This window comes from Gilliamella sp. HK2 (assembly GCF_001690265.1).
Lineage (GTDB): Bacteria > Pseudomonadota > Gammaproteobacteria > Enterobacterales > Orbaceae > Gilliamella > Gilliamella apicola_C.
In genome coordinates, this window is sequence record NZ_LZGV01000058.1 from 1 (window position 1) to 13,126 (window position 13,126).

The following is a 13,126-nucleotide window of genomic DNA, read 5'->3' on the forward strand; positions in this document are numbered from 1 at the left end:
ATATAGTAAATATTAGCGAATTATACACCATATATAGTGTTTTTCTAGGTTTTTTAATAAATAAAATAACTTGACAAGTTTAAAATCAATAATGACAAGTATTTATAAATTATTGGGATATAAAAAGAGAAAAGAAGAGAAACAAAAGTGCCCGCAAGTTCTGCACTTTTGTTAAAAAAATAGAATTAGAAATTGAAAATACTATGATTCAATATTTAACCAATCGGTGTGAAACACACCTTCTTTATCTATACGCTTATAGGTATGTGCACCAAAATAGTCTCGTTGCGCTTGAATTAAATTAGCGGGTAATACCGCAGAACGATAACTATCATAGTAGGCAATAGCTGCCGAAAGTGTTGGAACTGCAATACCTTGTTGTACAGCTAAAGACACCACATCACGTAATGATTGCTGATAAGCCTCAACTGTTTGATTAAAATAAGGTGCCAATAATAAATTATCAATCTCATTGTTATCGGCATAAGCATCAGTAATTTTTTGTAGAAACTGGGCGCGAATAATACATCCAGCTCTAAAAATTTTAGCAATTTCACCATAATTTAAATCCCACTGGTACTTATGAGATGCGGCTTTTAACTGCGCAAAACCTTGCGCATAAGAGATGATTTTACCCATATACAGCGCTTTACGAACCTTCTCTATAAGCACTTTCTTATCACCACTATGTGGTTCGTTTTGCGGGCCTTTTAACACTTTTGCAGCCGAAATGCGCTGATCTTTAATAGCTGATAAATAGCGTGCAAATACAGACTCAGTGATTAAAGACAAAGGTTCCCCCAAATCCAATGCACTTTGGCTGGTCCATTTCCCTGTGCCTTTATTACCTGCTGCATCCAAAATCACATCAACTAAATAATTACCCTCATCATCTTTATGTCTAAAGATATCGGCTGTGATTTCAATCAAATAACTGTCTAATTCACCTTTATTCCAGTCGGTAAACACATCAGCTAGTTCATCATTAGTTAAACCCGCAGCATGTTTCAATACAAAATAGCTTTCAGCTATCAGTTGCATATCACCGTATTCAATACCATTATGAGCCATTTTCACATAATGACCCGCGCCATTTGGTCCGATATAAGCGACACAAGGTTCACCATTAGCCTTAGCGGCTATTTTCTCTAATATCGGTGCAACTAGCTCATAAGCCTCTTTTTGTCCACCGGGCATAATTGAAGGCCCTTTAAGTGCACCTTCTTCACCACCAGAAACGCCTGTACCAATAAAATTAAAACCTTCATCTGAAAGCATTTTATTGCGACGAATGGTGTCTTCAAAATAAGCATTACCGCCATCAATAATAATATCGCCTTTATCTAATAATGGACGTAGCTCATCAATCACCGCATCAGTCCCTTTACCTGCTTGCACCATAATAAGAATACGGCGAGGCTTCTCTAATGCATTGACAAAATCTTCAATCGTAAAGTAAGGAGCCAACTGTTTATCAGAATGCTCAGCCATGACTTGTTCGGTTTTATCTTTAGAACGATTATAAATAGCAACAGAAAACCCGCGACTTTCGATATTAAGTGCAAGATTTCGCCCCATAACCGCCATTCCAATAACACCGATTTGTTGTTTTGACATAATTTGGCTCCTTTATTAAACCTTTATAACCTTAACCATAAGGTTTTTTTAACAATATCTATAACGTACTTAAGTTTTATAAATTACGCTATATTCTGCCATAAAAAAAGCCGTATCAGAATACAATACGGCTATTTTTCATTACTTTAATAATATTTATTATCAACTGAACAAATCATGAACGCTTCATCATTTCAAAAAATTCATCATTAGTCTTAGTCATGGCTAACTTATCGATTAAAAATTCCATCGCATCAGTTTCACCCATTGGATTAAGAATTTTACGTAAAATCCACATTTTTTGTAGCTCATCCGGTGAAGTCATTAAATCTTCTTTACGCGTACCAGAACGATTAAAGTCAATAGCAGGGAACACACGGCGCTCAGCAATTTTACGTGATAAATGAACTTCCATATTACCTGTACCTTTAAACTCTTCGTAAATGACTTCATCCATTTTAGAACCCGTATCAATCAGTGCAGTGGCAATAATAGTTAAGCTACCGCCCTCTTCTACATTACGAGCAGCACCAAAAAAGCGTTTTGGTCGATGCAGTGCATTCGCATCCACACCACCAGTTAATACTTTACCTGATGATGGAACAACGGTGTTATAAGCTCGAGCAAGTCGGGTGATCGAATCTAATAAAATAATGACATCTTTTTTATGTTCAACCAAACGTTTAGCTCGTTCAATAACCATTTCAGCGACTTGAACATGTCTTGCAGCCGGCTCATCAAATGTTGAAGCAACAACCTCACCTTTAACTAAACGCTGCATTTCGGTCACTTCTTCTGGTCGTTCATCAATCATTAAAACGACTAATTCACATTCAGGATGATTCACCGCTAAACTTTGTGCAATATTTTGTAGAAGCATTGTTTTACCAGCTTTAGGCGGTGCAACAATCAAACCACGTTGACCTTTACCAATTGGCGAGGCTAAATCAAGTACTCTCGCTGTGATATCTTCTGTAGAGCCATTGCCTCGTTCCATACGTAAACGAGAATTTGGATGAAGGGGAGTTAAGTTTTCAAAAAGGATTTTATTGCGGGCATCTTCTGGCTTATCATGATTGACTTCGTTAACTTTCAGTAAAGCAAAATAACGTTCGCCTTCTTTTGGTGGGCGAATTTTACCTGCAATAGTATCACCCGTCCGTAAATTAAACCGCCGAATCTGGCTTGGTGATACATAAATATCATCTGGTCCTGCTAGGTAAGAGCTGTCAGCAGAGCGTAAAAAGCCAAAACCATCTTGTAAAATTTCCAGCACACCATCGCCAAAAATATCTTCACCACTTTTGGCATGTTGCTTTAAAATCGCAAAAATAATGTCTTGTTTTCTAAGGCGGGCAAGATTTTCAAGCCCCATTTTTTTCTCACCAAGCGCTACAAGCTCAGAGACAGAAGTGTTTTTTAATTCAGTTAAATTCATAATTTTAAAAATTCTTGAGGATAAAATTGATATGTTTGCAATTAATACTATTTGTGTTTCTTTGTTTCATTTACTTATAAAAAATTCTTTCCCTTACAGCACATAAATTCAATCGATTACTAAGCTATTGATGATAATTAAAGATCTGTATGTAGAATTTCACCACTTTACCAATAAAAACAATGAATTTGTAGAAAGGAGTATTTGTAAGAAGCTCGCAATTTACACTAAAAATATCAATATGTCTAGATTTAATTGCATTAATTAGTCTTGTTTGTAAAGCCAAACAAAAAGAGCGGTACACAATGCACTACTCTCTTAATAATTATTATCTTAGTTTTTATTCAATTCTTAGTTCTTATGCAATATAAAGGCTATTTCATAATTGAGAATCGATAAAATTTTTAAGCTCCGCTTTAGATAGCGCACCGACTTGAGTCGAAACCACTTGCCCATTTTTAAAAATCAACAATGTTGGAATGCCTCGTATACCAAATTTAGGCGCTACATTAGGGTTTTCTTCAACGTTCAATTTGGCAATAATAATTTTATCATTATATTCCTGAGCTATTTCCTCCAGAATAGGAGCAATCATTTGGCAGGGTTGGCACCATGGAGCCCAAAAATCAACGAGTACAGGTTTTGCTGATTCATTAATTGTTTTATCGAATGTCTCTTCCGATAAAAGAACGATATTATTACTCATTTCTATCTCCAACATACTTTAACTTGACACAATAATAGATTACTTTGCATTTCTCGGCTAGTAATTATTATAATAGGACATAATTATTAGTGATGTCACGGTATTTAGTATGTTATAATCTCCAGATTCTGATAATTATATCTGCAACCATAATGATTCAATCATATCTTACCCAAACAACTTTTAGTCAATTTCCTCTTCATCCTTTGGTGTTAAAAGCACTTGAGAAAAAAGGGTTTGTTTACTGTACGCCAATCCAAGAAAAAACATTACCATTAACCACTACAGGGATCGATATTGCTGGGCAAGGGCAAACAGGAACTGGCAAAACAATGGCTTTTTTAGCCTCAACATTTAATCACCTGTTGAATCATGAACCTTTACCTGATCACAAAACCAATCAACCAAGAGCTATAATTCTTGCACCAACACGAGAATTAGTTGTGCAAATTTATCATGATGCACAAGCGTTATCTGAAGAAACAGGTTTAAAATTAGGATTAGCTTTTGGTGGCGATGGCTACGATAAACAATTAAAAATGCTATCTAACGGCGTAGATATATTAATTGCCACAACAGGAAGATTAATCGACTATGCTAAACAAAATTATATCAACCTAGAAGCGCTTCAAGTTGTCGTTTTAGACGAAGCCGATCGTATGTTTGACTTAGGATTCATTCGTGATATACGTTGGATTTTCAAACACATTACGCCACCGCAAAAACGGCTAACCATGCTGTTTTCTGCAACATTAACACATAATGTGCGTGAGCTCGCATTTGAACATATGAACAATCCACAGTATGTTGAAGTTGAGCCAGAACAAAAGATTGGTCACAGAATCAAAGAAGAACTATTCTTTCCGTCAAATGAAGATAAATTAGCGCTTTTACAAACACTTATTGAAGAAGAATGGCCAGATCGCTGTATTGTGTTTGCTAATACCAAAGTGGCTTGTGAAAAGATTTGGCGACATCTTGTTGCTGATGGGCACCGTGTTGGATTACTCACTGGCGATATTGCTCAGAAAAAACGTTTATCAATTTTAGAGCAATTTACACAAGGTAATCTTGATATTTTAGTTGCGACCGATGTGGCTGCTCGAGGTTTACACATTCCTAATGTTACCCATGTATTTAATTATGATCTACCTGATGATTGTGACGATTACAGACACCGTATTGGTCGTACAGGGCGGGCGGGAGCTGAGGGATACTCGATTTCCCTTGCCTGCGAGCGTTATTCGCAAAACTTACCCGCAATTGAAAAAGCAATTGATCATGCTATTCCCGTTAGCCAATATGACCCCTCTGCATTATTAGTTGATTTACCAACGCCAAAACCTTTTCGGCGTCCATCACGTAGAAGATCATCTACATAAAAATATTATAAAAATAACAGTTTTATCGTAAATTCAATGGCTTTTAAGATAAAACTGTTATTATGATACACCGCCCATGACAATAAATTGAATAATAATTAACTGATTAATATTATTTTAATTTGTAAAAATAATAACATGCCAATTTAATTTCATAGTTGAACGCTTTAAATATTGCGCTTCAATATTAGTAACAGTAATGATTAATAATCAGTAATGGATTTTTCACGAAAAACAGATAAGATTTTACGCACACGAAATGCAGATAAAGCAGAAAAACCCACTAAGATTTTCATGCTAATTACGCTGTTAAGTCTAAAATAGGTAAAACATAGAACAAAAGAAAGCAAACTATGTGACTATCTAAAACAATAAGTCATGTTACCAAAAACTTCATAAAAATATTTATTTAAGAATAAAATCAATTTCTTGTAAAAACAATTAACATAGTTAATTCCAAAAACATTTTTAAATAGTATTACATAAATTTATTATCACTATTTTTTTCTATTATGCGGTCATAATTGGCATCCATTAAATTTTGGAAAGAATACTCAAAAAAATTTTGAAAATAACTGTATATTAGCAAAAAATAGGCAAATGCCTTTTCTAAATATGCAACGCATAAGAGTTAAAAAACAGCTTACCTATTCTCGATTTACTAGCCTTTTGCTATCAATAACATACTCATTCAACTAACATAAGCTGTTAACATTAAAATAACCAATTGATAAAAAACAAATATTTTATTTGACAACGTTATATATCTCACTTAAATTATCGGTCATAATAAGTCAAACCAGATATAACAATAAATTAACAGCATCAATTAAAAATAGCTTGCACTGATTTAAAGGAAAAGGGAGAACACCATGGCAAACGAGCTTAATCATCTTTTGGATCAACTCGGTGGCGAGTTTAGCCATTTAATGGCCGGCTTAGGGGGCGTTAGTCATAACCGCTATACCTTAACCGTTGATGGGTTGACCGCACCAATTTCAGTTTTGCATGTTGACGGTGATGAGCAGTTAAATCAACCTTGGCATTATGTGGTTACCTTTACCAGCCCTGACAAAACCTTATCGCCCGATGCGTTCCTTAATCAAAAATCGACTTTCTGCTTTAATCCTGTTATTAACAAACCATTAACTTCGGCTATTCGTTCGTTAAGCGACTTGCCCGCCGTCACCAATAAACGCACCTTGTATGGGGTCATCACTGAATTTAGCCAGCTATCAGTCAATAAAGATGAAGCCCATTACCAAGTTGTGTTATCTTCGCGCTTAGCACGGCTGGCTGTGGGAAAAATAGTGCTATATTTCAAAATCAAAGCGTGGTCAGTGTGGTTGAAGAAGTGCTACGCAGTCACGGCTTTACCGGCATTGATTACCGGTTAGCGCTCAAAGACAGCTACCCTGAACGGGAGTTTATCACCCAGTGGCAAGAAAGCGACCTAGAATTTATTCAACGCTTATTGGCTGATGTCGGTATCTGGTTTCGCTTTGAAACCCATGCCGAACATGATTGTGATGTGATGGTGTTAAGTGATTATGAACAAGGCTATGCACAGGTGGCCAATATCGACTATAAACTGCCGAGTGGCATGGCCGATACGGGCGTGGAAAGTGTTTGGGATATCACCTTACATAGCGAAGTGGTACCGGCCTCAGTGACCGTTCAAGACTATAACTACCGTGATGCCAAAGCCGATTTACTCACCGATATCAACACCCAACCGAAAACCACCACCACGCAAGGCACTGATTACCGTTACGAAGAGCATTATAAAAGCGGACAAGGTCAGCAGAGCAAGCCAAATGACAAAGCCACTAATCCCAACCAAGTACAAACCGCTACCCCGTCACCGCAAGATGACAGCATTGAACAAGATAACGCCATTGAAAGCGGTCAATGGTATGCCAAAATCCGCCATGAGCAGGCGATTAGCCAGCAAATAATCCTCACGGGTAAAAGCAACCGCTATCAATTAGCCCCAGGACAACTTATTAACATCACGGGCAGTCCGTTAAAATCGATTGAAGAGGGGGTGATTATTTTAAGTGTGCAAGGACAAGGTAACCGTACTGATGCCTATGCACTTACCTTTACCGCCATTCCCTATCAAGCCTTAAAACCTTATCGCCCTACGCCTATACGCTGGCCACAAGTCAGCGGCACCTTACCCGCACGAGTCACTAGCCCTGATAATGACACCTACGGCTATATTGACACTCACGGGCGCTACCGAGTTAAATTTAACTTTGACTTAAAAACGTGGAAAAAGGGTACTGAAAGCTTATGGGTACGCTTAGCAAAACCTTATTCGGGTAACACTTATGGTTTTCACTTCCCGTTAATTGACGGCACCGAAGTCGCCATTGCCTTTATGAATGGCAATCCCGATAGGCCGTATATTGCCCATGCCATGCACGACAGCGCCCACCCTGACCATGTGACCACGGTAAACAAACACCGCAATGTCATTCGCACCCCCGCCAACAACAAACTGCGCATGGATGATAAACGCGGTCAAGAGCATATCAAACTTGCCACCGAATATGGCAAAAGCCAACTTAATTTAGGGCATTTAGTCGATAATAAAAAAGCACAACGTGGTGAAGGCTTTGAACTGAGGACGGATGAATGGGGGGCGATTGCTGCCAATAGAGGCTTATACTTAACCACCCAAACCGAGCCGAAAGCACAAGGCAAACAACTGGATATGCAAGCGGCAATAAGCCAACTTGAAAATGCCTTATCGATTGCCAAAGCCCTACAAAATGCCGCTACCCAGTCCGACGCACACAGCGCCGATACCGACAGTCAAGACCAGCTTAAAGCCAACTTAAGCGAGCTAACCCAAAGTGGCCTACTGGCCTATGCGCAAGAAGGCATTGCTTTAACCAGCCCAGAAAACATCCAATTGACAACAAACAACAGCTTAACCCTAACCAGCGAAAATCAAACCGATATCACCGCATTAAAAAACATCACCGTATCATCGGCTGAAGCGATTGGCTTGTTTGCCCAAAAATTAGGTATGAAGCTATTTGCTAACCAAAGCGATATTGAGGTGCAAGCCCAAAATGCCAACCTTAATATGGCAGCCAAGCAAGATATCAAAGTGGATAGTGTTGACGGCAAAGTGACTATCACCGCCAGCGATGAAATCAAGCTTATCTGTGGTGGTTCGTACATCAAAATCAGCAGTGCAGGCATTGAACTGGGCACGCAAGATAATGTGTATTTTAAATGTAACGTGATGCAAAAGATGGGTGTATCGTCGTTAGATTATAAGTCGACACTTTTATCAGGTGCTATTCCTCAAACTTTTACCACACAAGATAAACAAGAAGGAATAACACTGTATCTTGAAACCGATGATGGTTACCCAATTCCAACGACTAAATATCAAGTTCGTTTTGATAATGGTGAATTTAGACAAGGTCGTTTAGATCGCGAAGGAAAAGTGGTATTAAAACATGTTCCTCCTAATATGGACTATTATTATCAGTTTCCAGATGATGATGACATTTTAGCGAAAGCCAATGCTCAACGATTACATAAAGCCATTGAAGCGATAAATTCAAAACAGATGATTGGGTATTTAGCTTATTCCAAAAATACCATTGAAATGACAATTGATGCCTATAAGGAAATTTATGGAAAAGACATGGTAAAAGATATTTACCAAGCATTAGGGCCTTACCACAAAGATAAATTAGCTATCGATTATTTATTTGCAAAAGCAGATATCAAAACGACTAAATATAAAGTATCTATAAATAAGGAATAACCATGCAAAATTATCGAATTGTGGCTAAACCCAATTTAACTAATGTGATACGTGGAAAGATCATGTCTTTTTCTTTACAAAGAATCAATCCCGACGCACCTGCGCTTGAACAAATTCGGGCGTCATGGATGTGTTATAACCATATTTCGTTCAGAACTGATGATAAATACCTAGGAAAAGTCATTAATGGACCTCAAAATTCAACTCAATGGAACGAAGTAAAATGGGCTATTGAAGGGCGTCACAAAATTGTTTGCGAAATAATATACGGTAACCAAAAGGAATATATTGAATATATCCAAAATGTGATTAATGCAAAACAAAGTGTTGCGTATTCCACAAATACTGCCGAAGAGTCAGAAAATCCATTTATTTTTTATAAAAATTTAACTCAGCAAATTGACTGGATCTTAGTGCAAGAAAAGCAACAGCAGCTATCAGCCGAGGATGAACAGGCTTATCAAAATCGAATGGAATCGTTAAAGCTCTTCAAGGAGAAACTCAAATTTTTGCTTGATAAAGTGCCGGCTGATTGCCGCGAAAACTTTGGACAAGTTCACGTTAAACATATTTCAAGCATTTATGGCGAACGTGAAGATATGTCATTAAGAGTGTGCTATTTTTATAATGATAACGAAGTTCATTTAATTGACTGGACTAGCCCTGTCGATAGGTCATTTTGTGGTGTCTATGTTGGCAAAGGCGAAACAAAAGAAGACGCCATTAAGCAAGCACTTGAATGTTGGGATAAAGATAACCGTTATCCAGAAGGCACTATTAAAGGCTATGCCGCAGTAGATAAACAATTTGGCATTGCAAAAGAAGTCACTTTTGATGATGATAATCGGATTATCTTAGGGAAAGAGATTATTTATGGCGGTATTGAAATTAATTTTGATACAGATGGTAAAAGTGATTCAGATTCCTTATCTGATGCCTTCGCATCATTAGGATTTGCGGCAATAGTGGTTGCGGGTGTCATTACATTAGTTGCTCCAGTGCCCGGTTCAAGAGTGGTATCAGGGTTAATATGGTCATCGATTGCGGCGTCAACGACTTCAGCGGTTATCAATATTGCTGATCGGCATCGAGAAGGTTTTGGTAATTGGAAAGATGATTCATTTGACATCTTAACAATAGTTTCTAATGTGTTTGCTAGCGGTACAATTATCGCATCGGCAAAATGGAGTAGTAAAACACTATTATTAACCAATCTTAGCCAAAAACAAGCCGTTAAAATCACGTTAATAGGTCAAATAAGTGCAGATTCATTACAAGGCATTTTGATAACTGAAGAACTAGCCGAAGCCATTTATTCAGTGATGAACAATAAAACGCTACCAGCTGATATCAAATTATCTAAAATCTCTGCACTAATCAAAAGAGGTATCATGGATGGGATACTTATCACAATAAGTATTCACGGAAGCAAAAAAAACCTTACTGCATTAAAGAATGATCCGTATCACTCTAAAACCACCATGAGCCTGGAAAAGATAGATCGATATATTTCAGGTGAAGAACATTTCCCAAAACCGGGTATTGAAAATTCGCTCTCTGAGGTACCAAGCAAAATACCGAGCCAAAAAACAGAGTCATCCCCAGTACCCAATCGAGTGGAAAACTCAAATCAGGTATTACCTGCTTCGCCTAATACGGTATCAAATATTGCCGATGAGATACCCAGTTTAATGCCATACACAAAAGATACGCAATATAACAAAACACTTTCAGTTCAAATAACTTATGAAAACGGCGTAGAAAAAACGTTATCTGCTATATACCCACAAAAGTGGGAACTATTAAGTATGGAAAACAAAGCAAAAGCGGTACCGGGTGAATATTTTCATAGAATATTGGATGAAAACTTAACCAAAGGTCAAGAATTCTCATCATTAAATAAAGACAAAGGGAATATTACCTACACAACCGATTTAAACTCAGGCACAAGAAAATCGAATACAAGTGAAACCGAAAGTAAAACTACGGTTTCCACTAACCATGCAAGTAAAAAGCAAGGTCAGAAAGAGTTAGAAGATGAGTTGAAGGTTTGGAGAAAAGATGAAAAGATAAACATCACTAAAAGAGTTGCTTTAGCCCAAACTCGTTGCGAAGTCGAAGGAATTGTTTCGGAAGCAAATTTTTATAATTTAGAAGTGCCATATTATAAAGAGTTAAAAAATGGTAGAGTGAAACTTGTTGAAGCGATCGATGCAACTTATTACCGATTTATTGATGTAGGCGCATATATGAAATTATTGAAAGAATCTTATTTAGGTTCGAGTAGCTTATATCCCACTGTTACACCGGACTTTGCTAAGATGCACCCAACGACTGAACGATTAATCAGAGAATTTATTGCGAATAATCAACAGTTTCGTATAATTGATGGCTTGCCGGGTATGCATGCTGAAGTGTTATCAACTAATAATGTATTTCAGCAATTAGAGGCAAAAGGGAAAAATGTTGACGAATATCTAGACAAAATTGAAGTGTATACCATTCGCTTAACCGAATATGAGCAAGGTAAAGCATTCCCAGCCTGCCGACACTGTAGTGGTATTCTATCCAAATCAAAAGGCATTCACATTCCAACCGGAAGGGTTGATGATTAAATAGAGTAAAAAATTAAGGAATCCATATTATGATAGTCAGAATCGAACTCAATCAACTAGAAAAGCGCAGTAATTACTACTTTTATAACGATACGCCATTTAATGGCGAAGCTTATGATCATCGAGACAATCAGCTTTATCAGGTATACGAAATCACCGATGGCGTTATTACAGGTAGCCGAGATTATGGCGCTTTACAAGCCGAAGGTATGATTAAAATTGATTATGATTTATTGAACAGTGGTGAATATTTTGATTATGAGATGAATCAATTGCCATACTATTTTCAAGGACAACCATTCACTGGTATCGCATATGAATACAGATTTGGTTTTGTATTGGCTGAAGCAATATTTATTAACAGTTGGTTAGTTGAATATATCAGTTTTTTTGCTGATGGAACTGGTAGATTAAAACGTTACGAAAAAAATGACATTGATATTACCGAAACAACTGGAGATAGAGAATGGTATTTAGAATGGGAAAATAATGCATGTAAAAGGATTGAATCACGCTATTTAGATTATGCAGAAACAGATCATTCAGGTAATTTAGAATTACATTTCAATGAGCAAAAACAGATTGAACAAGTGATTATAAAAGATGATTATGCTTATGTGTCACTATTAGTACCTAGAGATGATTTAGGTCTTGATTTTAAAACCTTTGATGATTTATTGGCAAAACAGGATATTTTTGCCGATAACCTCTCTATCTGGTCAATTGAGGATTCATTATTTAACCAATGGTTAGATCGTGGACTGTTAAATCAGGTTAAGCAGTTAGAGTTATTTCACACTAACGTTCAACCGTTAACTATAACAAAAATACAAAAGTTACACTCTTTACAGCAATTAAAAATATCAGAATGGAAAATTTATGAAACTGATAAGCCTTTATTCATTAAACAACAAAAACAACGCTTTTATGAGTTAGCCTCAGCACTCTTCTTATTGAAAGAAAGTTGCTCTATTGACGTCATTTTAGAGGATGACGATGAAAATATTTTCGAGAAATATTTACCGGATGACTTAAAACAACAGCTTACTTAACAGATTAAAAAATCATGATAGTCAGAATAGAACTGAATCAACTAGAAAAGCGCAGTAATGACTACTTTTATAACGATACGCATTTAATGGCGAAGCTTACGATCATCGAGATAATCAACTTTATCAGGTATACGAAATTACCGATGGTATTATTACAGGTAGTCGAGATTATGGCTTTTTTGGAACTAACGGTATGGTAAAAGTTGATTATGAATTGCTACATAGTGGTGACTTTGATTATGAAATGAATGATATTCCTTATACTTATCACGGTAAGCCTTTTACTGGTTTATTTTATGATTACTCTTCAGGATTTGTATTAGGTGAATCACTATGTATTAACGGTTGGATTGTAAAAGATATTAGTTATCATCCTGATGGTACAGGTCGAATAAAAAGGTACGAAGAAAAACATATTGATATTACCGAAACAACTGGCGATAGAACTTGGTATCTGGAGTGGGAAAATAATGCATGTAAAAGGATTGAATCACGCTATTTAGATTATGCAGAAACAGAT

9 protein-coding genes are annotated in these 13,126 nt (G+C 36.8%); 6 read left to right on the plus strand and 3 right to left on the minus strand.

All coding sequences use genetic code 11. The features are described from left to right. Positions 1-201: 201 nt before the first annotated feature. The 3 genes from gndA to trxA all read right to left on the minus strand — a co-directional run bounded on the left by gndA (position 202) and on the right by trxA (position 3,761). On the minus strand, positions 202-1,617 hold the full coding sequence (gene gndA / locus A9G45_RS04945; RefSeq protein ID WP_065567315.1) for an NADP-dependent phosphogluconate dehydrogenase: 1,416 nt from the start codon (positions 1,615-1,617) through the stop codon (positions 202-204). A 175-nt stretch (positions 1,618-1,792) separates the two neighbouring features. After that, positions 1,793-3,055, minus strand: a complete 1,263-nt coding sequence (rho, locus tag A9G45_RS04950) for a transcription termination factor Rho (protein WP_034910472.1) — start codon at positions 3,053-3,055, stop codon at positions 1,793-1,795. A gap of 379 nt (positions 3,056-3,434) precedes the next feature. Continuing rightward, entirely contained in the window at positions 3,435-3,761 is a 327-nt protein-coding gene (trxA, locus tag A9G45_RS04955) for a thioredoxin TrxA (protein ID WP_065567314.1), read from the minus strand. A gap of 152 nt (positions 3,762-3,913) precedes the next feature. On the opposite strand from trxA, the gene rhlB reads away from it, so the two are divergent. The 6 genes from rhlB to A9G45_RS04985 all read left to right on the plus strand — a co-directional run. Beyond that, positions 3,914-5,143 carry an ATP-dependent RNA helicase RhlB gene (gene rhlB / locus A9G45_RS04960; protein WP_065567313.1) on the plus strand — a complete coding sequence of 410 codons (1,230 nt, stop codon included), beginning with the start codon at positions 3,914-3,916 and terminating at the stop codon, positions 5,141-5,143. A gap of 872 nt (positions 5,144-6,015) precedes the next feature. Continuing rightward, positions 6,016-6,540 carry a hypothetical protein gene (locus tag A9G45_RS04965; protein WP_065567312.1) on the plus strand — a complete coding sequence of 175 codons (525 nt, stop codon included), beginning with the start codon at positions 6,016-6,018 and terminating at the stop codon, positions 6,538-6,540. Further along, positions 6,486-8,939, plus strand: a complete 2,454-nt coding sequence (gene vgrG / locus A9G45_RS04970; protein WP_065567311.1) for a type VI secretion system tip protein VgrG — start codon at positions 6,486-6,488, stop codon at positions 8,937-8,939. The genes A9G45_RS04965 and vgrG overlap by 55 nt, the downstream gene beginning before the upstream one ends. A gap of 2 nt (positions 8,940-8,941) precedes the next feature. Next, complete coding sequence (locus A9G45_RS04975; RefSeq protein ID WP_065567310.1) at positions 8,942-11,554, plus strand: YwqJ-related putative deaminase; 2,613 nt, start codon at positions 8,942-8,944, stop codon at positions 11,552-11,554. A gap of 29 nt (positions 11,555-11,583) precedes the next feature. Next, entirely contained in the window at positions 11,584-12,606 is a 1,023-nt protein-coding gene (locus A9G45_RS04980) for a hypothetical protein (protein WP_065567309.1), read from the plus strand. Positions 12,607-12,799: 193 nt separating this feature from the next. Next, on the plus strand, positions 12,800-13,126 hold a 327-nt coding region (locus A9G45_RS04985; RefSeq protein WP_141673613.1), incomplete at its 3' end, for a hypothetical protein.

Bases quoted from the DNA above. Each gene is read 5' to 3' on its own strand.
- gndA (WP_065567315.1), bottom strand. From the start codon at position 1,617: ATGTCAAAACAACAAATCGGTGTTATTGGAATGGCGGTTATGGGGCGA.
- rho (WP_034910472.1), bottom strand. From the start codon at position 3,055: ATGAATTTAACTGAATTAAAAAACACTTCTGTCTCTGAGCTTGTAGCG.
- trxA (WP_065567314.1), bottom strand. From the start codon at position 3,761: ATGAGTAATAATATCGTTCTTTTATCGGAAGAGACATTCGATAAAACA.
- rhlB (WP_065567313.1), top strand. From the start codon at position 3,914: ATGATTCAATCATATCTTACCCAAACAACTTTTAGTCAATTTCCTCTT.
- A9G45_RS04965 (WP_065567312.1), top strand. From the start codon at position 6,016: ATGGCAAACGAGCTTAATCATCTTTTGGATCAACTCGGTGGCGAGTTT.
- A9G45_RS04975 (WP_065567310.1), top strand. From the start codon at position 8,942: ATGCAAAATTATCGAATTGTGGCTAAACCCAATTTAACTAATGTGATA.
- A9G45_RS04980 (WP_065567309.1), top strand. From the start codon at position 11,584: ATGATAGTCAGAATCGAACTCAATCAACTAGAAAAGCGCAGTAATTAC.